22 protein-coding genes and 1 tRNA gene are annotated in these 25,848 nt (G+C 73.8%); 12 read left to right on the top strand and 11 right to left on the bottom strand.

The window, feature by feature from the left end; translation table 11 throughout:
- Window positions 1-60 precede the first annotated feature (60 nt).
- Window positions 61-1,935, bottom strand: a complete 1,875-nt coding sequence (locus tag IF30_RS0136535) for an amidohydrolase (RefSeq protein WP_030246663.1) — start codon at window positions 1,933-1,935, stop codon at window positions 61-63.
- Window positions 1,936-2,264: 329 nt separating this feature from the next.
- Between IF30_RS0136535 and IF30_RS0136530 the strand changes: the two genes are divergently transcribed.
- The 7 genes from IF30_RS0136530 to IF30_RS0136500 are packed head-to-tail and all read left to right on the top strand — an operon-like array spanning window position 2,265 to window position 10,204.
- A complete protein-coding gene (locus IF30_RS0136530; RefSeq protein ID WP_030246661.1) occupies window positions 2,265-2,849 on the top strand; it encodes a Dps family protein in 585 nt (194 codons plus the stop codon).
- 49 nt (window positions 2,850-2,898) lie between these two features.
- On the top strand, window positions 2,899-4,293 hold the full coding sequence (locus IF30_RS0136525; protein ID WP_030246659.1) for a cytochrome ubiquinol oxidase subunit I: 1,395 nt from the start codon (window positions 2,899-2,901) through the stop codon (window positions 4,291-4,293).
- On the top strand, window positions 4,286-5,578 hold the full coding sequence (locus IF30_RS0136520) for a cytochrome d ubiquinol oxidase subunit II (protein ID WP_030246656.1): 1,293 nt from the start codon (window positions 4,286-4,288) through the stop codon (window positions 5,576-5,578). The genes IF30_RS0136525 and IF30_RS0136520 overlap by 8 nt, the downstream gene beginning before the upstream one ends.
- The gene (locus IF30_RS0136515) at window positions 5,575-7,341 is read left to right on the top strand and encodes an ATP-binding cassette domain-containing protein (protein WP_030246655.1); all 1,767 of its coding nucleotides are present in this window, start codon (window positions 5,575-5,577) and stop codon (window positions 7,339-7,341) included. The genes IF30_RS0136520 and IF30_RS0136515 overlap by 4 nt, the downstream gene beginning before the upstream one ends.
- Complete coding sequence (locus tag IF30_RS0136510; RefSeq protein ID WP_051712005.1) at window positions 7,338-8,957, top strand: ATP-binding cassette domain-containing protein; 1,620 nt, start codon at window positions 7,338-7,340, stop codon at window positions 8,955-8,957. The genes IF30_RS0136515 and IF30_RS0136510 overlap by 4 nt, the downstream gene beginning before the upstream one ends.
- A gap of 11 nt (window positions 8,958-8,968) precedes the next feature.
- Window positions 8,969-9,847: an alpha/beta fold hydrolase gene (locus tag IF30_RS0136505; RefSeq protein ID WP_051712002.1), complete on the top strand. Its 879-nt coding sequence runs from the start codon at window positions 8,969-8,971 to the stop codon at window positions 9,845-9,847.
- 51 nt (window positions 9,848-9,898) lie between these two features.
- Window positions 9,899-10,204: a GNAT family N-acetyltransferase gene (locus tag IF30_RS0136500; RefSeq protein ID WP_030246646.1), complete on the top strand. Its 306-nt coding sequence runs from the start codon at window positions 9,899-9,901 to the stop codon at window positions 10,202-10,204.
- A gap of 197 nt (window positions 10,205-10,401) precedes the next feature.
- On the opposite strand, the gene IF30_RS0136495 is transcribed toward IF30_RS0136500, so the two are convergent.
- Entirely contained in the window at window positions 10,402-11,379 is a 978-nt protein-coding gene (locus tag IF30_RS0136495; protein ID WP_030246644.1) for a hypothetical protein, read from the bottom strand.
- Window positions 11,380-12,091: 712 nt separating this feature from the next.
- On the opposite strand from IF30_RS0136495, the gene IF30_RS0136490 reads away from it, so the two are divergent.
- Window positions 12,092-12,913 (top strand): alpha/beta fold hydrolase, encoded by an 822-nt coding sequence (locus tag IF30_RS0136490; RefSeq protein ID WP_030246642.1) that lies wholly within the window; start codon window positions 12,092-12,094, stop codon window positions 12,911-12,913.
- A 311-nt stretch (window positions 12,914-13,224) separates the two neighbouring features.
- On the opposite strand, the gene IF30_RS0136485 is transcribed toward IF30_RS0136490, so the two are convergent.
- From IF30_RS0136485 to IF30_RS0136445, 8 genes are all read right to left on the bottom strand, one after another.
- Window positions 13,225-14,067, bottom strand: coding sequence for an alpha/beta fold hydrolase (locus tag IF30_RS0136485; protein WP_030246640.1), 843 nt, complete (start codon window positions 14,065-14,067; stop codon window positions 13,225-13,227).
- A gap of 593 nt (window positions 14,068-14,660) precedes the next feature.
- Complete coding sequence (locus IF30_RS0136480) at window positions 14,661-15,170, bottom strand: SsgA family sporulation/cell division regulator (RefSeq protein WP_078891988.1); 510 nt, start codon at window positions 15,168-15,170, stop codon at window positions 14,661-14,663.
- A gap of 67 nt (window positions 15,171-15,237) precedes the next feature.
- The gene (locus tag IF30_RS0136475) at window positions 15,238-15,960 is read right to left on the bottom strand and encodes an alpha/beta fold hydrolase (RefSeq protein WP_030246637.1); all 723 of its coding nucleotides are present in this window, start codon (window positions 15,958-15,960) and stop codon (window positions 15,238-15,240) included.
- Window positions 15,961-16,003: 43 nt separating this feature from the next.
- Complete coding sequence (locus tag IF30_RS0136470; protein WP_158835785.1) at window positions 16,004-16,870, bottom strand: helix-turn-helix domain-containing protein; 867 nt, start codon at window positions 16,868-16,870, stop codon at window positions 16,004-16,006.
- 766 nt (window positions 16,871-17,636) lie between these two features.
- Window positions 17,637-18,869 (bottom strand): PucR family transcriptional regulator, encoded by a 1,233-nt coding sequence (locus IF30_RS0136460; protein WP_051712000.1) that lies wholly within the window; start codon window positions 18,867-18,869, stop codon window positions 17,637-17,639.
- Window positions 18,870-19,167: 298 nt separating this feature from the next.
- On the bottom strand, window positions 19,168-19,824 hold the full coding sequence (locus IF30_RS0136455) for an FMN reductase (RefSeq protein ID WP_030246633.1): 657 nt from the start codon (window positions 19,822-19,824) through the stop codon (window positions 19,168-19,170).
- A gap of 13 nt (window positions 19,825-19,837) precedes the next feature.
- A complete protein-coding gene (locus IF30_RS0136450) occupies window positions 19,838-20,938 on the bottom strand; it encodes an LLM class flavin-dependent oxidoreductase (protein WP_030246632.1) in 1,101 nt (366 codons plus the stop codon).
- Between the two features lie 397 nt (window positions 20,939-21,335).
- Window positions 21,336-21,914 (bottom strand): GNAT family N-acetyltransferase, encoded by a 579-nt coding sequence (locus tag IF30_RS0136445; RefSeq protein ID WP_030246631.1) that lies wholly within the window; start codon window positions 21,912-21,914, stop codon window positions 21,336-21,338.
- Window positions 21,915-22,130: 216 nt separating this feature from the next.
- Here IF30_RS0136445 and IF30_RS0136440 point away from each other — a divergent pair, with 216 nt between their 5' ends.
- The 4 genes from IF30_RS0136440 (at window position 22,131) to IF30_RS0136425 (ending at window position 25,234) form a co-directional block, all read left to right on the top strand.
- Window positions 22,131-23,159: a YihY/virulence factor BrkB family protein gene (locus IF30_RS0136440; protein ID WP_078891986.1), complete on the top strand. Its 1,029-nt coding sequence runs from the start codon at window positions 22,131-22,133 to the stop codon at window positions 23,157-23,159.
- A 99-nt stretch (window positions 23,160-23,258) separates the two neighbouring features.
- Window positions 23,259-24,062 carry a hypothetical protein gene (locus tag IF30_RS44275; protein WP_158835781.1) on the top strand — a complete coding sequence of 268 codons (804 nt, stop codon included), beginning with the start codon at window positions 23,259-23,261 and terminating at the stop codon, window positions 24,060-24,062.
- A 3-nt stretch (window positions 24,063-24,065) separates the two neighbouring features.
- Window positions 24,066-24,551 (top strand): phage holin family protein, encoded by a 486-nt coding sequence (locus IF30_RS42545; RefSeq protein WP_037902404.1) that lies wholly within the window; start codon window positions 24,066-24,068, stop codon window positions 24,549-24,551.
- On the top strand, window positions 24,527-25,234 hold the full coding sequence (locus IF30_RS0136425; RefSeq protein ID WP_030246622.1) for a DUF3618 domain-containing protein: 708 nt from the start codon (window positions 24,527-24,529) through the stop codon (window positions 25,232-25,234). Before IF30_RS42545 ends, IF30_RS0136425 begins: the two co-directional genes overlap by 25 nt.
- Before the next feature lie 371 nt (window positions 25,235-25,605).
- On the opposite strand, the gene IF30_RS0136420 is transcribed toward IF30_RS0136425, so the two are convergent.
- Window positions 25,606-25,679 (bottom strand) — tRNA-Pro (locus IF30_RS0136420).
- Window positions 25,680-25,848: the final 169 nt, after the last annotated feature.

The raw sequence follows: 25,848 nt of genomic DNA, 5'->3' as shown, positions 1-25,848 counted from the left end.
CCCTCTCCTCTTCGTCGGCAGCGTCAGATGTGTATAAGAGACAGGAGGGAGGGGGCGGTGTCAGAGGAGGAAGCAGGGGTCGAACGGCTGGGCGTGGTCCGTCGCGAGGCCGCGGTCGACGCGCCAGCGGCGGTGCAGCTCCGACTCGGCGACGACCTCGCCGAGCAGTTCGGCCTGGCGGGCGCCCGCGCCGCCCCGGTCCCGGTGGGACTGGTAGCCGCCGAAGTGCGCGACCGGGCTCCAGGCGGGGCTGACCGCCGGGAGTTCCTCGTCCATGCCCTCGTACTCGGCCACGGCGTGGACGATCCGGCCGCCGACGACCGTCAGCAGCGACTCGATGTCCGGGATGGCCTGCTCGGGCACGGTGAAGTAGTCGGCGGACAGGACCGCCAGGTCGCCGTAACAGCCCGGCCGCAGCACGCCCTTGACGTCCTGCTCGCCGGTGAGCGCCGCTCCCGCCGTGGTGTACATCGCGAGCGCGGTCTCCCGGTCCACCCGGTTGTGCGGCGGCCGGACCGCCAGGCCGCCGACCGTGCGGCCGGAGACCAGCCAGTGCAGGGCGACCCAGGGGTTGTACGAGGACACCCGGGTGGCGTCGGTGCCGGCCGCGACGGTCAGCCCGCGGTCCAGCATCGCGCGGATCGGCGGCGCCTCGGCGGCGGCGCCGAAGCCGTACCGGCGGGTGAACACCTCGCCCTGGAAGGAGAGCCGGTTCTGCACGGAGACCGAGCCGCCGAGGGCCGCGATCCGGTCGAGGCTGTCCCGCGAGACGGTCTCCGCGTGGTCGAAGAGCCACCGGTTCCCGGCGGGGAAGAGCCCGTCCGCGGCAAGCTTCTCGAACACGGCGAGGTCGCGTCGGATCGTCTCGTCGTAGGTCGCGTGCAGCCTGAAGCCCCAGCCGTTCTCCATGAGGAGCCGTACGGCCTTCTCGAACTCGCCCTCGTAGCCGTCGAGTTCCGGCCGGGGTTCGGCGAAGTTCTCGAAGTCGGCGGCGGCCCAGGTGAGGTTCTCGCCGGCGCCGTTGAGGCGCAGCCACTCGTCGCCGTCCCCGGGGCGGACCGTCTCGATCCAGCGGGTGAGGTCGTCGAGCTCCTGGCCCGGGGTCTGCGGGAACAGGTGGTAGGCGATGCGCAGGGTCAGCAGGCCGTCCCGGGCGAGTTCGGTCACCGTGGCGTAGTTCTCGGGGAAGTTCTGGAACCCGCCGGCGGCGTCGATCGCGGAGGTCAGGCCGAAGCGGTTCAGCTCGCGCAGGAAGTGCCGGGTGGACGTCCTGCGGTCCTCGGGCGCCAGGACCGGGGCCTTGGCGAGCGTGGAGTAGAGGACCAGCGCGCTGGGCGCGGCCAGCAGCATGCCGTTGGGCTCGCCGCCGCGGCCCCGGACGATCCGGCCGCCCTTCGGGTCGGGGGTGTCCCGGGTGTAGCCGGCGGCCTTCAGCGCCGCGCGGTTGAGGATCGCGGACTGGTAGAGGTGCAGGACGAACACCGGGGTGTCCGGCGCGGCCTCGTTCAGTTCGGCGGGCGTGGGGAGCCGCCGCTCGGCGAACTGCTCCGCCGACCAGCCGCCGACGACCCGCACCCACTGCCCCTCGGGGGTGCGGGCGGCCTGCTCCCGCAGCATCGCCAGGGCCTGGCGCAGCGAGGTCACACCGTCCCAGCGCAGCTCCAGGACGTAGTTGAGACCGCCCCGGATCACGTGCAGGTGGGCGTCGTTGAGGCCGGGCACCACCCGTCGGCCGAGGGCGTCGACCACGGTGGTGGCCGGTCCGATGAGCGGGGCGACGTCCGCGTCGTCCCCGACGGCCGTGATCAGGCCGTCGCGGATGGCGAGGGCGCCGGCCCGGGGGCGGCGGGCGTCCCCGGTGTGGATCTTCGCGTTGCGGACGACGACGTCGGCGGCGTCCTCGACAGCGCGGGGGACGAGCCCGCCGACAGGCATTGCAGGCACCTCTCCAGCCTCCTGTGACACGTTCGGTTCGCCGCACCGGTCCGGCGGCGACGGGGAGCGTCCGAGCGGGATCCGCGACTGGCCGGAGATCGGCTTCGAACACGTGACAGAACGCTAGGTCCGGCTCCCGCACCGGGGTTGGCCCACAGCGCACTGCCCCCGTTCCGTCAGCGCACTGCCGGGGACGGCGCCGTGGTCGCCGCCGGCGCGGGCGCCTGGGCGCTCGGCGGCAACGGTCGGTGCGCTTCGGAACAAGCCCGCTCCGGACGCGCCCCTAGCGTGGGGAGCACCCATCCACCGACGATCCGCAAGGAGCTCCCATGAGCCGGTCCGACCACCCGCGCACCACCGCCGGCAGCCAGCCGCTGCTGCACCAGAAGGGCCAGGAGATCCAGGAGTTCGGCACCGTCAGCCAGCTTCCGCTCGGCCTGACCCGCGACGCGCGCCTGTACGCCTGCCAGCGGCTCAACCAGGTGCTCGCGGACACCGTGATCCTGTACTCCCTCTACAAGAAGCACCACTGGCTGGTGCGCGGCGCGACCTTCTACCAGCTGCACCTGCTGCTGGACAAGCACGCGGACGAGCAACTGGCGCTGGTGGACGCGCTCGCCGAGCGGATACAGGGTCTGGGCGGGGTCGCCGTCGGCGACCCGCGGCACGCCGCGGAGCTCACCTCGATCCCGCGGCCGCCGGACGGCGTCGAGGAGGTGCCGGCGATGCTGTCGCGGCTGCTGTCGGCGCACGAGGGCATCCTCGTCGACGCCCGCGACGCCGCGGGTCGGGTGGCGGCGCTCGGCGACGACGGCACGAACGACCTGCTGGTGTCGCAGGTCGTGCGCACCGGCGAGGCGCAGGTGTGGTTCCTCGCGGAGCACCTGGTGGACACCCCGCTGGTGCGGCTGTGATCCGCCGAGTCCACCCGCGTCCCGCCCCGCCGTGCTGAACGGAGTCGCCATGGCGTCGTCCGCGACGGTGGAACTGTCCCGCTGGCAGTTCGCCATCACCGCCGTCTTCCACATGACCTTCCCCGCCCTGACCGTGGGGCTGTCGATCCTGCTCGCCGTCGCGTACACGGCCTACCTGCGCACCCGGAACCCGCTCTACCTGCAGATGTTCCGCTTCTGGCGGAAGATCTTCGCGGTCGGTTTCGGTCTCGGCGTGGTGGCCGGCACGGTGATGACCTTCGAGTTCGGCCTGAACTGGGGCGCCTACGCCCATGCGGTCGGCCCGATCCTCGGCGTCACCATCGGGATGGAGGTGATCACGGCCTTCTTCCTGGAGGCGGGCTTCATCGGCATCATGCTCTACGGCGAGGGACGGGTGCGCCCGCGCACCATGGCCCTCGCCTCCTGGATGGTCGCCCTCGGCACGCTGCTGTCCACCACCTGGATCCTCTCCGCGAACAGCTGGATGCAGGACCCGGCCGGCTACACCGAGGTGGCCGGCCAGTTCCAGGCCCGCGACTGGCAGCAGGTGCTGCTCAACCCGGCGTTCTCCTACCGGTTCCCGCACATGCTGCTCGCGGTGCTGATCAGTGCCGCCTGGTTCGTCGGCGGCATCGCCGCCTGGTACCTGGTGCGGCGGCGCTCGCTCGCCTTCGCCCGCCGCACGCTCTCCCTCGCGCTCGGCGTGCTGGCCGTGCTGATGCCCGTCCAGCTGTACGCGGGCGACGAGACCGCGGTGTTCATGGGGCAGCACCAACCCGCCAAACTGGAGGCCTTCGAGGGCAACTGGACGACCGACAACGACGGCTACAACGTGCTCGTCGTCCCCGACACCGACCAGGGCCGGAACAGCCTGCAGATCGGGATCCCGCACCTGGGCGCGGTGATCGGCAAGGACCTGACCGGCCAGGCCCACGTGCCCGGCCTGCTCCAGACCCCGCCGGACCGGCGCCCGAACATGTGGAGCACCTTCTACGGGTTCCGCGCGATGTACTTCACCGCGCTCACGATGTTCGCGATGGCCTTCGCCGGCCTGGTGCTGCGCCTGCGCGGACGGCTGTTCACCGCCCGGCGGTTCCACCGGCTGATGGTGTGGATGACACCCGCCGGCCTGATCGCGATCACCGGCGGATGGATCACCGCGGAGACCGGACGGCAGCCCTGGGTGGTCTACGGCAGGATCCGCACCTCCGACGCCGTCTCCCGGCTGTCCACCACCGAGGCGGCGCTCAGCCTGGCCGGATTCGTCGCGGTCTACGCCGTGCTGGTCGCGGTCTGGGTCCGCTACGTCGTGCGGACCGTGAAGGCCGGGCCGGAGGCCGTCGACGCCTCCGCGCCGTCCCCCGTCCCCCCGCTCCGGCCCGCACCGGGCCGCCCCGCACGACCGGAGGCCGCCCGTGGCTGAGTACGCTTCCTACGCGCTGGTCCTCTTCGCGCTCGGCGCGTACGTCGTCCTGGACGGCTACGACCTCGGGATCGGGATCCTCGGCCTCCTCGACCGCGACGACCGGCGGCGCAAGGAGTACACCGAGCTGGTCGCGACGGCCTGGGACGCCAACGAGAGCTGGATCATCCTCGCCGCGGTCACCCTGTGGGCCGCGCTGCCCGGGGTCTACGCCACCGTGCTGCCCGGGCTCTACCTCCCGCTGACCGTGATGCTGCTGGGCTTCGTGCTGCGCGGGCTGGCGCTGGAGCTGCAGAGCTCCGCCCCGGGCTACCGGCGCGGCTGGGGGCGCCTGTTCGGCGTCTCCTCCCTGGTGGTGACGGTCTGCCAGGGGCTCGTGGTCGGCACCGTCCTCACCGGGCTGCCCCAGCACCAGGGCGTCTACGACGGCGGTGCGCTGCGCTGGCTCAACCCCTACAGCGTGCTGTGCGCGCTCGGCCTGACGGCGCTGTACCTGCTGGCCGGCGCGGCCTGGCTGCACGCCAAGACGGAGGGCGCCGTCCGCCGCCGGGCCGCCCGGCTCGGGCGCCCGCTGCTCGCGGCGACGACGGCCGCCGCCCTGGTCCTGGGCTTCGGCCTGGAGGTGGCCGACCCCCAGCAGTTCCGGTTCGAACAGTCGCTGCGCGCCGCCCTGTTCGGCCTCGCGGTGGCCGCGGCCGCCGGCTGCGGCGCCGTCGCCTGGTACGGCTTCGGCCGGAGGCCCGACGCCCGCCCGTTCGTCGCGGTGCTCGGCGCCCAGGTGGCCGGGCTGCTGGCCCTGGTGGCCGCGACCGCACCGGTGGTGGTGCCGCCCGCGCTGACCGTGCACGACGCCGCCAGCCCCACCGGTTCCCAGGTGTTCCTGCTGATCGGCGTCGGGGGCTGCATGCCGGTCGTGCTGGCCTACAACGTCTACGCCTGGTGGGTGTTCCGCGGAAAGTACCGGGCCCCGGCGCCGGCCGCGCTCGCCCTTCCCGACGAACCCCGGCGGCAGCCGCGGACGGCTTCGGCGCCCCGCCCCGAGGCGCCGGGCGCCGTCGGCGCGCCGGAGGGGATCCTGCGCACGGTCGCCCGGCGGGTCGCCCTCACCGTGCTCGGCGTCGGCACGGCCGCGGTGGCGCAGGACGTGTTCGGAGGCGAGGGCGAATGGATCGCCCCGGTCGCCCTCACCCTGTTCGGCGCTGTCTCGGTGACCGCCTGGCTGGTCGGCGACCGGCGGGCCGCCGCGGCGGGCGAGTTCGACCTCGATCCGGCGGCGCGGCGATGAGCGACACCGCCGCGCTGCTGGCGCGCCTGGCCGACGACGAGGTGCAGCGGGAGCAGCAGCGGGCGTTGGACCGGCTGCGCGCCTGGGCACACGCTCAGGCGCCGGCCTTCCGCCGCGCCGGCACCCTGCGCGGACTCGCCGTCCTCGGCACCGTGGGGTGGGCGGCCGGACTCGGCTGGGCGGCCCGGCTGGCCCTGCGGGGCCAGCAGGAGGCCGTCACCCCGGTGTCGGTCCTGCCCGCCGCCTGCCTGGTCGGGGCCGGCATCGTCCTGCGGGCCCTGCTGCTCGCGGCGGGCGACCGGGCCGCGGACGACGCGGCCGCCGCCGTCCGGCACGAGCTGCGCACCCGGCTGCTGGCCGCCGCCCTGCCCGCCTGGCGGCGGCCGACCGCCGGCGCGGAGCCGCGGACCTCGGACGCCGCCTTCGTCCAGGCGCTCGACGAGGAGGTGGACCGTCTCACCGACTGGCTGACCGGCTACGTCCCGGCGCGCCGGACCATGCTGATCGCCGGCGGCATCGTGCTGGCCGCGATCGCCTCCGGCAGCCCGCTGGTCGCCCTGCTGCTGGTGCTGGCGACCCCACTGCTGCCGGCCAACCTCAAGGTCATCGGCATGGGCACGCGCGCCGCCGTCCAGTCCCAGCTGACCGCCGCCCGGACGCTCAGCGCCCGGCTGCTGGACCAGCTGCGCGGGCTGCCGACCCTGGTCGGCCTGGGCGCCGACGAGCAGGCCGCCCGCACCGTGACGGCGGCCGACCGCGAGCTGGCCGACCGCACCCAGGCGGTACTGCGCGTGGCGTTCCTCTCCACCGCCTGGGTGGAACTGCTGGTCACCGGAACCCTCGCCGTGGTCGCCACCTACTGCGGCCTGGTCCTGCTCGACTACCTGCACGTGCCCGGCGTGCCCTCGGCCATGGGGCTGGGCACCGCGCTCTTCGTGCTCACCCTCACTCCGGCCTACTTCGCGCCGGTACGGGAACTGGCGCGCGGCTACCACGCGCGGGCCGAGGCGTCCGCCGCCGCCGACCTCGTCAACGGCCTGCTGGCAGGGCCCGAAGCCGAGGGGCCCGGCCCGGGCAGCCGGCCGCCCGGACCCGCCGACGCGCCGACCAGCGTGCGGCTGCGCGGAGTCGGCGTCACCTTCGCCGACCGCGACCGGCCCGCGCTCGACGACGTCACCCTGACCGCGCACCCGGGCCGGCTGGTGGCCGTCACCGGGGCCAGCGGCGCGGGAAAGTCGACGCTGCTCGCCGTCGCGGCCGGGCTGCTGGCCGCCGACTCCGGATCGAGCACCCACCGGGCCGACGGGACGACGCGGTCCGCCGACCCCCGCGCCGTGTCCTGGATCGGCCAGCCCTGCTACCTGCTGCCGGGCACCGTGCGGGAGAACCTGCTGCTGGCCCGCCCCGACGCGGACGACGCCGCCCTCGCGGCGGCCTTCACCGCGCTCGACTTCGCCGGGCTGGCGGCGGCACTGCCCCACGGCCTGGACACGGTCGTCGGCGAGCGCGGCAGCGGACTCTCCTCCGGCCAGATCCAGCAGCTGGTCTTCGTCCGCGCCCTGCTGCGGGCCGCGCCCGTGCTCTGCCTGGACGAACCGACGGCCCACCTCGATCCCGAGGCCGAACGGCGCGTCATCGCCGCCGTGCGCACGCTGGCGCGTGACCGGACCGTCCTGCTCGCCACCCACAGCCCGGAACTGCTGCGGATCGCCGACGAGGTCATCAGCGTCGACCGGGGCCGAGTCCACGGAGCGACCGCATGAACCCTGTCACCCTGCTGTGGACCTCGGCCGACCGCCGGGGCCGCCGCGACCTGCTGGTCGGTGCCCTGCTGGCCGCCTGCGCCGAAGTGGCCGCCGCCGCACTGCTCGGCCTGTCCGGTTGGTTCCTCACCTCCTGCGCCCTGGTCACCCTCCAGGCGAACACCACGTGGTCCTGGATGTACCCCTCGGGCACCGTGCGGGCACTGGCCCTCGGCCGGACCGGGCTGCGCTACACCGAACGGCTCACCAGCCACCGCGCCCTGCTCGGCGCGACCGTCGCACTCCGGACCCGGATGGTGCGCACCGCCGCCGCGCTCCCGCCCCGGCAGCTGCGGGACCGCCGGGACGGGGCGCTGCTGGCCCGGCTCACCGACGACGTGGCCGCCGTGGGCGCGCTGCCGGCCCGCTCCCTCGCGCCGCTGACCGGTCTCGGCGTGACCGCCCTGGCCGTGGTGGCGCTGATCTGCGTGGCCGATCCGGCCGCCGGCGCCGCGGAAGCGCTGCTGCTGGTGCTGGCCCTCACCGTGGCCGTACGCACCAACCGCCGGGCTCTCGCCCACCGCGCCGAGGCCGTCGGCGAACGGGCCGCCGCCCGATCCGCCCTGCTCAGCGCACGGGCGGCGCTCGCCGAACTGCACTGCCTGGACGCCGTGGACCGGGCCCGCGACCAGGTCGCCCGGCGGGTGGCGCTCGCGCACCGAGCCGACGCCGCGTCACTCGCCGCCCTGCGCGGCGGCCGGCTGCTGCTCCGGCTGCTCGCCGCGGTCGGCCAGGTCGCCGTCCTGCTGCTCGCGCTCGCCGGCCGCTCCACGGTCCAGCCGGTCGCCGCCGCCATCGGCGAGACGCTGCTGGTCGCCGCCGCCTACGAACTCGTCGAGGCGCTGCCGCAGATCCTGCGCGACCACGGCTCGGCCGCGCACTCGGCGCTGCGGCTGACCGACCTGCTCGCGGGCGCCCGCGCCCTGCCCTCCGCGGCGGCCGTCGCCTCCCACCGCGACGCGCCGCTGACCGTACGCGAGCTCCCGCTGGGCCGGGGAGCGGCCCGGTGGTCGACCACCCTCCTCCCGGGCAGCGCCACCCTGGTCACCGGGCCCAACGGGAGCGGCAAGAGCACCCTGCTCAACATGCTCGCCGGACGGATCGACAGCCCCTCCCCCGGTGTCGTGCTCCTCGGCGGCTCCCCCTTGCCCGCGCTCCCCGCAGCGGCGGTCGCCTCCACCCTCACCCTCGTCGAAGCCGAGGACTGGCTGGCGGACAGCACCGTCGCCGACAACCTGCGCCAGGCCGCCCCGGCCGCCGACGACGCCGCGCTTCGTGCGGCGCTCGCCGTCGCGGCCTTGGCGGACCTGGAACTCGACACACCCACCGGGCCGTTGGGCAGCGCGCTGTCCCAAGGCCAGCGGCGTCGACTCGGCATCGCCCGTGCCGTGCTGCGCGAGCCCGCGGTGCTCCTCCTCGACGAGCCCGTCGCCGGGCTCGACCGGCCCACGGCGGTGCGGCTGCTGAGCGGGCTCCGAGGGGCGCTGCCGCGCTGTGCGCTCGTCGTCGCGCTGCCGGACCAGCATCACGACCTGCTGCCGTTCCCGGTGGACACCGTGCTCGCACTGGGCAGTTGAGGACGGCCGGGATGCCCTTCATCACCGTCGGCGAGGAGAACGCCGACACCGTCGACCTGTACTACGAGGACCACGGCTCCGGCCGGCCCGTGGTGCTCATCCACGGCTGGCCGCTCAACGGCGCCTCCTGGGAGAAGCAGGAGGCCGCGCTGCTCGCCGCCGGCCACCGGGTGATCACCTACGACCGCCGCGGCTTCGGCGCCTCCGACAAGCCGGCGTCCGGCTACGACTACGACACCTTCGCGGCCGACCTGCACGCCGTGCTCAGCCGACTCGACCTGCGGGACGTGATCCTGGTCGGCTTCTCCATGGGCACCGGAGAGGTCGTCCGGTACCTCGGCGGCTACGGGTCCGAACGGATCTCCGGGGCGGTGATGCTGGGTGTGGTGCCGCCGTTCCCGGCCCGGACCGACGCCCACCCCGACGGCTTGGTCGGCAGCGCCCTCCGGGAGGTCCGGGGTGCCGTCCGCGCCGACCGCCCCGCCTTCGTGGCCGGCTTCCTCGCCGACTTCTACGGCGTGGACGTGCTGGGCGGCGAGCGGGTCAGCGACCAGGTGGTGCAGTACAGCTGGGACATCGGCGTCGCGGCTTCCGCCGAGGCGCCCCTGGTCCGCGCCCCGGCCCGACTCACCGACTTCCGCGCGGACCTGGCCCGGATCGACGTGCCCGTCCTGGTCGTCCACGGCGACGCCGACCGCACGCTGCCGCTGAGCTCGACCGCGGTGCCGCTCTGCCGGAGCGTCGCGGACGCCCGTCTGGTGGTGCTGAGGGGCGCCCCGCACGGCCTCATCTGGACCCATGCCGACGAGGTCAACGAGGAACTGCTCGCCTTCGTCGCCGCCCGGCGGCCCGAGTGCGAGGCACTTGATCACCATCTAGTTGAATGCTAAATTAAATGCCGGGCCGGGCCACCGCCCGCAGCCCCACCACCAGGAGGAACGATGACGACCACCGTCGCGAACAACCCCGACCGGTCGCGATTCGAGATCACCGACGACGGTGCGCTCGCCGGCTTCGCCGAGTACCACCGGCACGAGAACGAGATCGCCTTCATCCACACCGAGATCGACCCCGGGTTCGCCGGGCGCGGCCTCGCCGGCACCCTGGCCCGCGCCGCCCTGGACACCGCCCGGGAGCAGGGGCTCTCGGTCCTCCCCTACTGCCCGTTCATCCGCGCCTGGATCGGCAAGCACCCGGAGTACGTCGACCTGGTGCCCGAGGCGCAGCGCACCCGCTTCGGCCTCTGACCGCCACTCCGGCCATCGGCGCGGCGGGGTGACGGCTCGCCGGCTCCGCCGCCGCGAGGGTCGCGCGCCCCTCGTCCGTCAGGGAGACGCGCTCGCGCCCCCGGCCCCGCGACCACCGGTCCGGGGAACGGGGGCGGGCCGACGCCGAGAGGCGTCGTGCCCCTCGGCGTCGGCCCGCGACAGGACCGGCAGTCCGGCTACTTCACGCCGTCGGGGATCCGGACGGCCAGGAGGTTGGGATCGTTGTCGGTGAAGTAGGCACCACTGGCGATGTAGGCGGTGCCGCCCCGCACGGCGAGCGAGGTCGGGTTCTCCAGCCCGTCGGCGCCGGTCAGCACGACGGTGTGGCTGCCGTCCGGCCCGACCAGGGCGACCTCGTTGTCCGCGTTGATCGCGGCCAGCAGGGTGTCGCCGCTGCCGGTGAACGCGAAGTCGTCGATGTCGACCAGGCCGGTGGCCCTGGTCTGGACGGGACCGGCGGTGCCGCGCCGGGTGACCGGGATGCGCAGCACCGTGCCCTGGTCCAGGTTGGAGACCCAGACCGCACCGTCGTGGACCTTGATGCCGTTGGCTCCGAGGAACTTGACGGCGGCCAGCTCCGGCGCGGTGGCCCAACGGGTGAGCGTGCCACCGCCGGTCGGCACGCGCCAGACCGTGCCGAGGACCGAGTCGGCCACGTAGAGGTGGTGCTCGCCAGGGTCGAGGGTCAGCCCGTTGGGCAGGCCGTCGGCGGGAAGGGCGGCGATGCGCTGCGGCGTGCCACCGGGCCGCAGGCGCCAGAGACCGGTCAGGTCGCTGCTGCCGGTGGCGTAGAGGAAGTACAGGGTTCCGTCGTGGGCGCGGACGACTCCGCCGAGGAACGGTGACGACAGGGCGGGGGTGGCGGAGCCGGCCGGGGGCTCCGGCATGGTCGCGAGGACGCACACCGTGCCGTCCTGCCCGATACGGGCGATCTGGCGGCTGAAGGCGAACGTGACGACGGCGCTGCCGCCGGGCTCCAGGGTGATGTTCTCCGGTCGCTGCCCGGCGGCGATGTCCAGGTGTGCGATGAAGCGGACGCCCGGTTTAGGAGCGGCCGTCGCGGTGACCGCGGGGCCGGCCGCGGTGACGGCGAGGGCTGCCGCGACGACCGAGACCGCGAGGCCGGTGCGCGTACGGGTCAGGAAATGGGGCATGCGGGTCTTCCTTCTCGGGATGGTGAGGGGAATGGCGGGGCCGCCGTGCGCTGCGGAGCCGAAGCCGAAGCCGGAGCCGGACCGGCGCCCGAGCTGGACCGGAGCCCGAGCCGGCCGGAATGGAGCCGGAACCGGCCGGGCCGCGACGGGCGCGGTGCGGCGCGGATCAGTGCTGCCGGGTGGCCCGGGTGTTCCCCGGGCGGAAGTCGCCGGTGGTTCACCGCGGGCGAGCCACCGCCGGCCCGGAGGGGACACTACGGTCCGCGGCGGCGGTGTGTTGTTCGTCCGTGCCCTGCCGCTGGTCCACGGGTGCCCCGGCAGGGTGCCGCGCCCGAACGTGCCGGCGCGGCCGTCCGGAACGGTCGGCGTGGCCCGGTGGTGCCGACGGACCCGACGGCTGTGAACCCCCGTGCACGGCACAGGTGTACACCCTCGGACAACGACCCTTCCTGACGAGTCAAGTCGCCTACCGGATGTGCGGATAGCTTCGGTCTCGGCGGTCGGGGCAAGAGGCTGCCGCGCAACCCGGCTTCGGCAGGCCTCCTGAGCGAATCCCCCCTGCGCTGACGCTCCTCCGCCCCGGCAGTCGCCGGGACTCCCTGCGCGCACAACGCCCGAGTCCCCTGGCCCTGCCCGGAGCGGCCGCCCGCCCTCCACCCACCGCCGGCCTTCCCGAGGGGCCGGTCGATCCCACCAACCGGAAAGGCACGTCATGCCGTTCATCACCCTGACCGACGGTTCGCAGAAGTTCTACAAGGACTGGGGCACCGGCCGTCCGGTCGTCCTCTCCCACGGCTGGCCGCTGAACGCCGACGCGTGGGACAGCCTCGCCGTCGCCGTCGCCGAGGCCGGCTACCGGGTCATCGCCCACGACCGGCGCGGGCACGGCCGGTCCGAGCAGACCTGGGACGGCAACCACATGGACCAGTACGCCGACGACCTGGCCGAGTTGCTGGACCGGCTCGACCTCACCGACGCCGTCCTGGTCGGCCACTCGACCGGCGGCGGCGAGGTCGCCCGCTACCTCGGACGCCACGGCAGCGACCGGGTGCGCAAGGCCGTCCTGCTCGGCGCCGTGCCGCCGCTGATGCTCCGGACCGAGACCAACCCCGAGGGCACCCCGATCGAGGCCTTCGACGGCATCCGGGCCGGCGTCGCGGCCGACCGGTCGCAGTTCTACTACGACCTCAGCGAGGCCTTCTTCGGCTTCAACCGGCCCGGCGCCGAGGTGTCCGAGGGCAAGCGCCGCGAGTTCTGGCTCCAGGGCATGCAGGCCGGCCTCAAGGGCGCCCTCGACTGCGTCGAGGCGTTCTCCGAGACCGACTTCACCGAGGACCTCAAGAAGATCGACATCCCGGTCCTGGTCGCCCACGGCGACGACGACCAGATCGTCCCGATCGCCGCGTCCGCGGAGAAGAGCGCCGAACTCCTCTCCCAGGGCGTCCTCAAGGTCTACCCCGGCGCCCCGCACGGCCTGGTCGGCGCGTACGAGGCCGCGTTCACCAAGGACCTGATCGCGTTCCTCGACGCCTGAGCCCCAGGCCGGGTGCGGCCCGCACCCGTGTGGTCCGGGCCGCCGCGTGGTCCGGTCCGCCCGGCGGGAGGACCGGCCGGCCGGGCCCGGACTGACCACGTGACTTCGTGAGCGTCGGCGGCCCGGCGACCTCCGGCTCTGCGGACCCGGAGAGCCGGAGGCCCCCGGAGAGCGCGGACCCCGGAGAGCGCGAGCCCCGGCGGGTGTGTCCTTCGACACCACCTGCCGGGGCTCGCTCGCGATCGGCGACCAGGCCCCGGGGCTCGGGGCCCGGAGCCCGGAGCCGGACGGCCGCGTCCCCGGCGGAAGGGTCAGGTGCGGGTCAGGAACTTCTCCAGGACGGCGTTGAACTCGCCGGGGTTCTCCAGGAACGGGAAGTGCGAACTGGCCGTGCCCCGCGGGAAGACGTGCAGTTCGGCACCGGGGATCCGCTCGGCGATGAACTGCTGCGAGGCCGGGTCGACGTGACTGCCCTCGCAGCCGAGGACCAGTGCGGGGACGTCGATGCGGGGGAGCACGTCGCGCCAGTCCTGCGCGCAGTGGTCGAAGAGCAGCGGAACACCCGCGTACGCCGGTGTGGACTCGATTTCGTCGGCGACGAAGGCGAGCAGGTCGGGATCGGTGGTTCCGGTGAACATCGAGCGCACGAAGTCCTGCCGTGCCTGCCGTCCGTCGGGCCCGGCGAGCGCGGCGCCGAGGTCGAGCAGCCCCGCGACGTCGAAGATCGCGCCGGACTCCTGCTGTTCGGTCCCGGTCATCCAGGGCACCGCGGCCACCGCCGCCGGCTGGTCCACGATGACGAGCCGGCGGATCCGGCCGGTGCCGTACTGGTCGATGAAGCTCCACCACACCGAGGCGCCCATGGACCACCCGAGCGCGTCGAAGGCGGTGAGCCCGAGGTGCTCGACCAGGTCGAGGACGTCGCGGGAGAGCCGGGCGATGCGGTACCCGTGGTGCGGCTTGGCCGAGCGGCCGTGGCCGCGGAGGTCCACCGTCACGACGCGCCGCCCGACGGACAGCCCCTCGAACTGATGGCGGAACATCTCCTGGGTCTGCCCCCAGCCGTGCAGCATGACCAGGGGCGTCCCTTCGCCACCGCTGTCACGGTAGGCGAGACGGACCCCGTCCCCGGTGGTGAAGCTCTCCACGGTCATCCTCGTTCCCTCGCGGTCGTCGGTCTGGAGAAGGACTGCCGGGCACCCCGGCCGGGGCGGTCGCGGACACGATGCTCACCACGGTGTGGGGGAAGTCGGGCAGCGCACCGGTTTCCAAGGATTGCCGGGAATTCCAGAGGAACTCCGGGTTTCCGGGTGCGCCGCGCGCCGGGCCGTCACCTCGGCCGGGAGGAGCTGCCGGACGGCATCCGCTCGTCCGTGATCATCCGTCTCCGGGCCAATTCATACAACGCGACGACGGTGAACGCAAAGGTCCCGACAGGCCTCGGATGGCAGCAGTCCGCCCCCGTCCCCTCGCTCGGCGCCGACCACCGCGCCCCGCTCCGTGCACGCCCTTTCCCCGGCCCCCGCACCCCGTGCACGCAGCGGCCACCAACCGTGCGCTGAGGGAGAAACCGGACGCCGCACCGCGTCCTATCGTCCTGAACGCAACCGCCGGAGAGGAACTGGCGGCCGTTCAGGAACCGGGAACATGCTGAGGAAGATCTGGTCCGCCCTGCTCTCGTCGGCCCTTGCCGCCGTTGACCGCACTCGCCCGGCCGGAGTGCGCGACCGCCGACCGGGCGGACGGCTCAGCTCATCATGTGCCCCATCTCCGTCTCCCAGTCGATGTGTTCCGCCTCGGCCTCGTGCGGCACCAGGGCGAAGCACTCCTTGCTGAGCCAGGTGCGGACCGGTTTGGAGGGGATGTCCACGAGCGCGGAGCCGTCCTTTCCCCGCAGCAGGATCCGCAGGTCGGGTCGGCCGTGGCAGGGGCAGGGCGGCCAGATCCGCACGTCGCCGAGGCCGGCGGGGGCGCGCAGGCCGTCCCACAGGAGGTCGCGGGCGAAGGCCCACCGCACGTCGGGCTTTACGCCGGTGACCACGTCCAGCGAGACGGCGAGGGGATCCGCCCTGCTGTAGCGCCATCGGACCGCGAGGGGGATCGAGAAGTCGGCGCTGACGACGAGCCGGCCGCCGAGTTCGAGCTCGGTGGCGTCGGGCTGCGACTGCGCCCGCCGGCCGGGCGAGCCGAACCAGCTGAACGAGGCGGACGGGCCGGCCGGGCCGGCCGGGCTGGCGGTGGCGGGACGCGATGACATGGGATTCCTTCGCTGATCTGATCGGGTGTGGGGTCCGCGGTCGAACGGCGGGTGGCCGGCCGTACGGTCACGCGGGGCTCAGGGCCTGGACGGCCTGGATGATCAGGTCGGCCACGAGGCCCGGCTGGGAGAGGGTCACCGCGTGGGAGGCCGTCGCGGCCTCGTGCACGGTCGCTCCGGCCCGGTGGGCGGTGAACCGCTGGATCTCGGGGGTCAGCGCCCGGTCGGAGCCGGTGACCAGCGCCCAGGCGGGCTTGGTGCGCCAGGCCGCGGCCGGGGCGGTGTCGGTGAGGGTGCTCTCGGCGATCGGACGCTGGATCGCGGCGAGGACCTCGGCGAGGTCCGGCGCGAGGTCGGCGGCGAAGACCTCCGGGTAGGCGTCCGTGCGGATGGTGAGCTCCGCGCCCGGGCCTCCGGCGCCGGGGGCGCAGGTCGAGCGTTGGAGGCAGGCGAGGATCGGGGCGGGCGTGAAGCGGCTCTGGAGGTCCGCGTGGCTCTCCCCGGCGTCGGGGAGGTAGGAGGACACGTAGACCAGGCCGACGACTTTGGGCACCACCCCGGCCGCGCTGATCACGGCCCCTCCGTAGGCATGGCCGACCAGGACCACCGGTCCGTCGATCCGGTCGAGGAGAGCGGTGAGGTAGGCCGCGTCCTGGGTCAGGCCCCGCAGCGGCGTCGCGGCGGCGAGGACCGGGATCCGGTGGCGCTGGAGTTCGGCGACGACGCCGATCCAGCTGCTGGTGTCGGCGAATCCGCCGTGGACGAGGACGACGCTCGGGGTGGTGGGCATCAGGCGGCCTTTCCGGGTGGGGCGGCGTCCGACCGGTCCGCGGTCACGGTGTGTGGTCCCGGGCGCTCGGGCCCGAGGCGTGGGTCTGCCACTGGCTGGGCGAGACGCCGAAGGCGGCCCGGAACACCCGGCTGAAGTGGGCGGCGCTGACGAAGCCCCAGCGGTGGGCGACGGCGGCGACGGTGCTGGTCCGGTTCGGGGTGCGGGCGAGCTCCCGGCGGCACTCCTCCAGCCGCCGCCGGCGCACCCAGTGGCCGACCGTCATGCCCTGCTTCTGGAACAGCTTGTGCAGGTACCGCACGGAGATGTGGTGAGCACGGGCGATGCTCTCCGGAGACATGTCGGGGTCCATCAGGTTCGCATCGATGTGGCGGCGGATCCGGGACAGCAGCTCGGTGCTGACGGCGGTCAAGGGTGCGTTCTCCTTTTCCAGGAGATCCGTGACGAGGAGGGACAGCAGGTCCGCCGCGTTGCGGGCCAGTTGGTGTCGCGAGGTCACGAGCGAGTCTTGCGGCCGGTCGGCGTCGCCTTCCCAGGTGGCGAGTTCCAGCAGGAACCGGGAGGCCAACGAGCCGATCCCGGCACTGCCCCGGGCGAGCAGCCCGTGGACGTGGGCGTGCTCGCCGGGCGCGAGGGCGAGGTAGAAGCGGGGCACCCGGAACCAGAGGAAGACACTGGACACGGCGTGCAGGAGGTTCGGGGGCTGCGGAGCGCTGCTGATGAGCAGGTCGCCCGGCTCCAGCGGGATGTCGACGCCCTCGCGCCGGACGACCGCGTCTCCCCGCCGGTACACCCCCACGTGCAGGTGCTCGTCGGGCCCGGCCCCCGGGGGCGGCGGGAGGAGGTCGATGCGGTCCGGGCCGCTGCCGGTCCGCGAGTAGGAGCGGGTGGCCGGGGCTGTTTCGGACATGACTGCGGTGTCCGACTGGATCACGGGAATTCCAATCCGGGAAAGGCGGGGCATGGGGGCATGAGGGTGTGAGGGCGTGAGGGTGTGCGGCTGCGAGTTCAGCGGGCTCGGCAGCGGAGAAGGCAGCGGACCAGCGCGGCGCCGAACGCGGCGCAGTCCTCAAGAAGAGGAAGAGGAAGAGGAAGGAAGGAGAAAGGGAAGCGGAACTGCGGGCCTGCGGGCCTAAGGCCTCGGCAGGGCTCCGCTCGGCGCGGAGGCACTGGGGCCGGGGCGCGACACGGCTTCCGTCGCAGCCGAACCCCGGTGCGGAGCATCGGTCGGTCCCGGTCCACGACAGGCCCTCGCGCCGGTCCGACGCGCCGTTGTCAAACGGCAGCGGCGCCGCGACCCGGGCGGGCACGGCCCGGCCCGGCCGCCTCCGGTGTCCCGTCCCCGGCCGTGGAGGACGCCCGGGGGCGCTCCTCCCCACCGTCGTCGCGGAACGCCGTTCGCGCCCCGTCCTCGGTGACCACCTCGTGCACGGCTCCTTCTTCCTCTCGGTCGGGCCGCTCCGGGGGTACGGTGCCGGTCGGCCCGCGGCCCCGGTGCGCCTCTGGAGGAAGTCTGCCGCCGACGCCCCCGGTGGCACCACCGACCGCCGTAGGGATTGTGCGGGCCCGGTTCCTCGCTCTGTAGCAAAGCTCGGGCCGGACGGATAGCCGCAGCTCAGGGCGTGCGCGTCGGACTGCCGAAGCCCGGATCGGGCACGTCACGGGGTGCGCGGCGGCTACGAGCCGGCCACCAGCTCGCGGATCCGCAGGCCCAGGTGGAGCAGCAGCCGGTTGGCCCCGCTGTCCAGGTCCAGTCCGGTGATCTCCTGGATCTGCCGCAGCCGGTAGTAGAGCGAGGTGCGGTGCAGGTTCAGGGCCTCGGCGGTCTTGGGCGCCGACCCGCCGTTCTCCAGGAAGCAGAGCAGCGTCTCCTCCAGCCGCTGGGTGGCGGGGCCGTCCAGCAGCCGTCGCAGCGGCTGGGGGACAAGGGTCTCGGTGAGCGCGTGCTCGGGGAGCTGCATCAGGACGGCGAACTCGCCCAGGGCCTCCCAGTCCCCCACCCGCTCCAGGTGCGGCAGCCGCCTGGCCGCCCTGGCGGCGACCCGCGACTGCTCGGCGGAGATCCACGCGTCGGCGAGTCCGCCCCGGCGCCCGCCGATGCCGACCACGGCCCGGGCCCGCTCGCCCAGGAAGGTCTCCAGCGCCCCGAGGATGCGCCGGGACTGGGCGGCGAGGTCATCGGGACGCGGCTCGCGCTCGAAGCCCTGGAGCAGGACGGCCCGGTCGCCCGCGGTGGCCATCAGGCCGCTCGCGGTGCGGGTCTGCACGTGCGCCTCCAGGGCGGCCCGCAGCGCCGCCGTCACCTGCCCGGGGGGCGTCGAACGCGCCGCCACCAGAACGGTGCTGACCGCCCAGTGCGCCCGGTCGGGGAGGAATCCCTGGTCCAGCAGCAGCCCCCGGGCGGTGCTCCGCGCCACGACGTCGGTGCCCAGCAGCTGCTCCAGCAGTCGGCCCTGCCCTGCCGAGGTCTCGTCGGCGGACGTCTGCTCGTCGTACAGCTGCGCCGCCACGCCGCGGGTGGCCCGCTCGATCGCCGTGGTCTCGGCCTCGGTCAGCGGCTCGTCCGGGGCGACCACCATGAGGACGCCCAGCAGGTGACCGCGCTCCCGCAGTGGCACGCAGTAGCGCTGCAGCAGGCCGAGGTCGTCCCGGGCCGCCAGGTAACCGGGCCGGGGCCACTGCATCACCCCCTGCCCCAGGACGTACCGGATGACCTCGGCGTCCGCCAGGCCCTGCAGCAGGGTGCGGATGCGCACCGGGTCCTCGTCCCCGTAGTGACGGCTCGTGCAGATCACCCGGACCAGGGCGTCGTCGAGCACCACCGACCGCCCCAGCTCGGCCGCGAGCGCGTCGACGAGCGCCTGCAGGGCTTCGCTGGCACCGCGCGCCCGCTGGATGGAACCCACCACGATGAAACTCCCCGTTGCCCGTCCGTACAGTGCCGCGACCGGGGCCGGGCACCCGCGCGGAACACCGCCGGAGGAGGGCGGGTCAGCGGGCGCGTGCAAGACCTGCCGATCAAGGATGATCTTGCCTGGGAGTGCACTCCACCTGCTTAAGTCATCTGACTGCCGGAACAGACCGCCCCCGGCCGACCCCAGCCACCCCGCCCCCCGGGGGACCGGGGACCGCCCCCCGGTTGGTCACGCGTCGGTACCGGGGGACGCCGAGGGCGACCGCGGTGCGGCCGGTCCGGAAGCCACTCCGTCAGCGACGCCGTGCGGTGGCCAGCAGTTCGGTGAAGGGGGCGAGGTCCTCCTCGTCCCCGGTGTCGGACGGGCGCGGACCGCCCGGGCGCCCGGCCATCAGAGCGGCCAGCTCGGTGCCGGCCCGGTCGATGCGGCGGGCCAGGTCCGCCGTACCGGGGGATCCGGCCGAGCCCCAGTCCTCGGAGGCGGCGTAGACCGCGGTGGGCACCACGACGGCGTGCAGATAGGCGAAGAGCGGTCGCACCGCGTGCTCCAGGGCCAGCGAGTGGCGGGCGGTGCCGCCGGTGGCGGCGATGAGGACGGGCTTGCCGTTCAGCGCCTGGTTGTCCAGGACGTCGAAGAAGGACTTGAACAGGCCGCTGTAGGACGCGGTGAAGACCGGCGTGACGGCGATGATGCCGTCCGCCGCGGCAACGGCGTCGACGGCCTCCCGCAGCCTCCCGGCAGGGAAGCCGGTGAGCAGGTTGTGGGCGATGTCGACGGCCACCTCCCGGAGTTCGACGGTGTACGGCTCGGCCGACCGGCCGTGGTCGGCCGTCCGGCGGCTCGCGGCCTCGGCCAGGCGGTCCGCGAGCAGGCGGGTGGAGGAGGGCCGGCTCAGACCGGCGGTGACGACGGCCAGGCGCAGCGGGTTCGGCGCGGTGGTGGTGGGCACGGGAGACCTCCGGTCAGGGACGCTGCGCGGCCGCGGCGTCGGCGTCGCGCGCGGCGACCAGAGTCGCGTGGGTGGGGGCGGCGGGCACGGTCGCGGGCCGTCCGACGGCGAACTCCTTGCGCAGTACGGGCACGACCTCCTCGCCCAGGAGGTCGATCTGTTCCAGCACGGTCTTCAGCGGCAGGCCGGCGTGGTCCATCAGGAAGAGCTGGCGCTGGTAGTCGCCGACGTACTCGCGGAAGGACAGGGTGCGCTCGATCACCTGCTGCGGAGAGCCGACGGTGAGCGGGGTCTCCCGGGTGAACTCCTCCAGCGAGGGGCCGTGTCCGTAGACGGGGGCGTTGTCGAAGTAGGGCCGGAACTCGCGGACCGCGTCCTGGGAGTTGCGCCGCATGAACACCTGGCCGCCGAGTCCGACGATGGCCTGCTCCTCCGTCCCGTGGCCGTGGTGGGCGAAGCGCCTGCGGTAGAGGGCCACCATCCGGCGGGTGTGCTCCTCGGGCCAGAAGATGTGGTTGTGGAAGAAGCCGTCGCCGAAGAAGGCGGCCTGCTCCGCGATCTCGGGCGAGCGGATGGAGCCGTGCCAGACGAACGGTGCGACCCCGTCGAGCGGGCGCGGAGTGGCGGTGAAGGACTGCAGCGGAGTGCGGAACCTGCCCTCCCAGTCGACGACCTCCTCGTCCCAGAGTCTGCGCAGCAGCGCGTAGTTCTCCACGGCGAGGGCGAGGCCGTCGCGGATGTCCTGCCCGAACCACGGGTAGACCGGGCCGGTGTTGCCCCGCCCCATCATCAGGTCCACCCGGCCGTCCGCGAGGTGCTGGAGCATCGCGTAGTCCTCGGCGATCTTCACCGGGTCGTTGGTGGTGACGAGCGTGGTGGCGGTGGACAGGATGAGCTTCTCGGTCTTCGCCGCGATCCAGCCGAGCATGGTGGTGGGTGAGGACGGCACGAACGGCGGGTTGTGGTGCTCGCCGGTGGCGAAGACGTCGAGTCCGGCCTCCTCGGCGTGGCGGGCGATGGTGACGATAGCCTTGATGCGCTCGTGTTCGGTGGGCGCGGTGCCGGTGGTGGGGTCCCGGGTGAGGTCACCGACCGAGAAGATCCCGAACTGCATGCCTGAACTCACTTCAACTCCTGCGTAGGGAAACCTGGTTGCGGTGACCCTAGGCAGTCGCGGCAGCTCCGGTTTCGCCCTGCGCGCACCGTTCCGTGTCCTGGAACGCCCACCTCGTCGGCCGCAGCCGACCAGCCGCACCGCCTCGTGGCGAGGTCACCCGGGGCGCCTCCTGGCGATCGCCGACAAGGTGAACGACCAGGGCCGGCGCGACCGCGGCAACCTGTGGGTCTGGCCCGGCAGCCACCTGCGCACCGCCGCCTGGCTGCGGGAGACCGTCCACTTCCGGCTGCGAGCCGGAGGCCACCGCGGGCGCTGGCGCGAGGCGGTCACCGGCCCGCTGCTGGAGTTCACCGCACCGGCACCGGGCTCCGGCCCGTGCGTACGGTCCTGCCGGTCACCGGGAGCCGCCGGCCACCCGGACCCGCCGGTCACCGAGGTCGTCACCGTCACCGGGAATCGCCCGGAAGGCCGGCAGGCCCAGTATGAACACCTTCTCTGCCGGGTTCCGGACGTACGGGATCACCTTCCCGGTGTCCTCGAAGCCCAGCCGCCGGTAGAAGGCCAGCGCGCGGCCGTTGCTCTCGTGCACGCCGAGCGTCAACCACCGTACGTCGATGTGGGCTTGCGCGTAGCGGATGGTCGCCTCGACGAGGTCTCCGGCGGGGCCGCCGGCCCCTCGGTGCGCCGGGGCGACGTAGACGGCGTGGACGTGCGCGGTCTCGGGGACGTGCGGGATGGGTTCGACGCAGGCCATCCCGAGCCAGTTCCCCTCCTCGTCACGGACCGTGAAGGTGGCGCGCTCCTCGGCCGTCGCCTCGGCGGTGGCCTGGCGCTGCCAGTAGGCGTCGGGGCGGGCGGCCGCGTCGGCGTGGGACAGGCTGAAGGCGTCCGGGGAGTCCCGCAGCGCCTCCAGGGTGATCTCGCGGAGTTCCCGCCACTCCTCGGCGGCGATTCGGTGTACGGCGTAGTTCATGCGCCCACCCTGGCACGGCCGCGGGGGGCGGGATCACCCGCGAGGACAGGGGATCAGCCCCGGGCGGACGAGGCGTCCGAGGCGGACGAGGCGGACGAGCCCCCGGCCCCCGCCCCCGGTCGAGGCCGGTCGAACGGAGGAGGCGCGGCAGGGCTGACCGAGCGGGGCGCCCGGATCGCCGATGCGTAGAACGCCGTGGTGGGGAAGACGCCGGGCATGGGATCGTTCCGGCGGGATCACGGTGACCGAGATGACAGCGGCGAGGCGGTGCGCCGCCCCGAGCGGGCCGCACGGCAGGGGCCGGAGGAGCCGACCCAGGTGCCGGCCCGCGGCTGGCTGGGGGTGCTCAAGCGGACCGGGCGGGAGTTCCTGGACGACGAGTTGCCGGACCGGGCGGCAGCGCTGACGTACTACGGGGTGCTGGCGATGTTTCCCGCGCTGCTGGTGCTGGTGTCGATGCTCGGCCTGATCGGCACGTCCGCGACCAAGGCGGTGCTGGACAACCTCCAGAAGCTCGCCCCCGGCTCCGCCCGTGACATCCTGCACACCGCGGTCGGGCAGTTGCAGGCGAGCCGCGGCACCGGTGGTGTGCTGGCCGTGGTGGGCCTGGCCGGTTCGCTGTGGTCGGCTTCCGGATACATCGCGGCGTTCATCCGGGCGGGCAACGCCGTGTACGACATCCGCGAGGGCCGGCCGGTGTGGAAGACCCTGCCGCTGCGGGTCGGGCTGACGTTGCTGATGATGGTGCTGCTGATGGCGAGCGCCGTGATCGTGGTGTTCACCGGCCCGCTCGCCGAGCGGGCCGGTGAGGTCCTGGGGCTCGGGCACACCGCCGTCACGGTCTGGGCGATCGCGAAGTGGCCGGTGCTGGTGGTCCTGGTGTCGTTCATGATCGCGTTGCTGTACTGGGCGGCGCCGAACGTCCGCGGCCGGGGCTTTCGCTGGGTCTCGCCGGGCAGTGTGCTGGCGGTGCTGCTGTGGCTGGTGCTGTCCGGCGGTTTCGCCGCCTACGTGGCGAACTTCGGCTCCTACAACAAGACGTACGGCACCCTGGCCGGGGTGATCGTGTTCCTGGTGTGGCTGTGGCTGTCCAACCTCGCCATCCTCCTCGGGCTGGAGTTCGACGCCGAGCTCGCCCGGGAGCGGGCCATCGAGGGCGGCATGCCGCCGGACGAGGAACCGTACGCACCCCCACGCGACACCCGCACGTGGCCGGACGACGAGCACGGCGGCGGCCGGGGCTGACCTCATCCGATCCCCGCGCGGCTGGGTGAGTCGGCGCGGACGGGGTAGGCGCGGGCGCGACCGAGTGCAAGCCGGACCAACCGTGAGGAGGGATGGTTCGTGAGTGACACGACAAGGTCGGGCTCCCCGGACCAGGGCACCGCGTCGGCGATGGCCCAGACCGCGCAGGACAAGGCGGCGGAAGGAGCCGCCGTCGTCGGGCGGCAGGCGTCCGAGGTGGCCGATACCGCGAAGGAGCAGGCGTCGAAGGTCGTCGAGGAGGCGGGCGCGCAGGCCCAGCAGCTGGCCGGCGGGCTGCGCGACCAGCTGAGGGAGCAGACGCGGACCCAGGGCCGGCGCCTGGCGGACAACGTCCGCAGCCTGGCGCAGGAACTGGAGCAGATGGGCGAGCACGGCCGGCAGGATTCGGTCGCGACGTCGGTGGTGCGGCGCCTCGCGGACGGCGGACACCAGGTCGCCGACCACCTCGAGGAGCGCGGGCCGGAGGGCCTGCTGGACGAGGTGCAGGACTTCGCCCGACGTCGGCCGGGGCTGTTCCTGGCCGGCGCGGCGCTGGCCGGCTTCGCGGCCGGCCGCGCGGGCAAGGGCGTGAGCGCTGCCTCCGGCAGCGACGGCACCACCGGGGCACCGGCCGCGGCCGAGCCGAGCACCGCGCCCGGGCCATCGGCCGGCCGCCCCTCGACACCCCCGCCACCGAGCACCCCGCCACTGAGTGCCCCGCCACCGAGCACCCCGCCGCCGAGTGCCCCGCCACCGCCCGTCGGCGGCGCCACGGACCCGTACGGCGTCTACGGCCAGCCCCGGCCGCCGCACCTGGCCCCCGGCCACGGCCAGGACCGCCCCCCGGCGCCCCAGCCGCCCGGGCCGAGCGGGCAGTGGCAGCAGCCGGACGTCGGGAGGTGACCCGTGGCCACCATCTACGACCGGCCGCCGCGCGCCGCCGCTCCCGAGAACCCCACGCGCTCGCAGGGCCCGGCGCCCCAGCCGCCCCCGCAAGCACACCCAGGTGAGGCGAAGCAGGAGTCGGTCGGCGACCTGATCGGCGAGATCACCCAGGATCTGACCGCACTGGTGCGCGACGAGATCAACCTGGCGAAGGCCGAGCTGAAGGAAGAGGCGACCAAGGCGGGCAAGGCCGGCGGGATGCTCGCGGGCGCCGGCTACGCGGGGCACCTGCTGGTGGTGTTCGCCGGCCTGACCGTGATGTTCGCCCTCGCCCACGCGATCGACATCGCCTGGGCGGCACTCATCGTCACCGCCCTTTGGGGGGCCGCCGCGGCCGTGCTCTACACCACCGGCCGCAAGCGGCTCAAGGACGTGCACCTCAAGCCCGAGCAGACCGTTGAGACGTTGAAGGAGGATGCCCAGTGGGCACGACACCCGACGAGTTGAGAAGCGATGTCGAGTCGCGGCGGGCGCACCTGGCCCACAACGTCGACCTCCTGGCCGAGCGGATCACGCCGCGGAGGGTCGCCCGGCGCCGCATGGACGCCACCCGCCGACGGCTGACCAGTGTGAAGGAGCAGGTGATGGGCTCGGTGAACGAGACCGGCCAGGCGGCACGCGGATCGGCCGCCGATCTGACCGGCCAGGTCGGTGACAGTGCCGGACAGCTGGCCGACCGGATCGGCGAGACCGCCGACCGCGTCAGCGACAAACTGGGCGACACCACCGGGCAGGTGGCCGGAGCAGTACAGCAGGCCCCGGCCCAGGTGCGCCGCCAGACCCAGGGCAACCCGATCGCGGCGGGCATCATCGCCTTCGGCGCGGGCATGCTGGCCGGCACCCTGCTGCCGGTCTCCGAAGCCGAACAGCGCGCCGGCGCGCAACTGCGCGAACACGCCGACGAGCTGGTGCAGCCGCTGAAGCAGGCCGCCGGCCAGGCAGTGCAGGAAGTGAAGGAGGAACTGCGCGAACCGGCCCAGGAAGCCGTGGAGGCGGTCAAGGGCACCGCTCAGGAAGCAGCCCGGACCACCACGGGCGCCGGCCGACAGGCCGCGCAGGACACGGCCGAGGATCTCAAGCAGGTGGGGCAGGACGCCGCCCGACAGGCCCGCGACCAAGCGGGCGGATGAGACACCCCAGCGGTACCACAGGGGGCCGGTTCGAACACCCGAACCGGCCCCCTGCCGACCTCGCCCTCACGACGGCTCCGCCCGCCGAGAACCCCGGCGAAGACGATCCCGACCTCGAAGCCATCGCCCTGCACCTCCGCGTCCACGGCTACCGGCTCCTCCACAGCGAGTACGACGCTTCCTCCGCTTTACCCCCGCCACCGACCCGCCGTACGCCGACGTCGCCGAACAGCAGCGGACCCGGACAGAAGAACCCTCAGCGCCCTGGCCGATGTGGCCCGGAGACCACCCTGCGACCACCAGCTGACCAGGCAACGGAAAGAGCCGGCACTCGGTTTCCCAAGTACCGGCTCTCACAACCGACTTCACTGTCGGGACGACAGGATTTGAACCTGCGACCCCTTGACCCCCAGTCAAGTGCGCTACCAAGCTGCGCCACGTCCCGTGGTCTCGGTGCCTGCAGCGAGGGCCTGGGGGGGCTCTGCTGTGGGCTTCTCGACCTTGTCTCCGAGTGTCCCGGCGACGTGGAAAACAATACAGCACGTCGGGGGGTGCTCGCTGCCAGGTTTGGGGGTGGGGTGGGTCAGGGGGTGGGGTGGCGGGCGTCGTAGGTG

This window comes from Streptomyces sp. NRRL S-350 (genome assembly GCF_000719705.1).
Classification (GTDB): Bacteria; Actinomycetota; Actinomycetes; order Streptomycetales; family Streptomycetaceae; genus Kitasatospora.
This window is presented reverse-complemented; position numbering and strand designations above follow the sequence as displayed.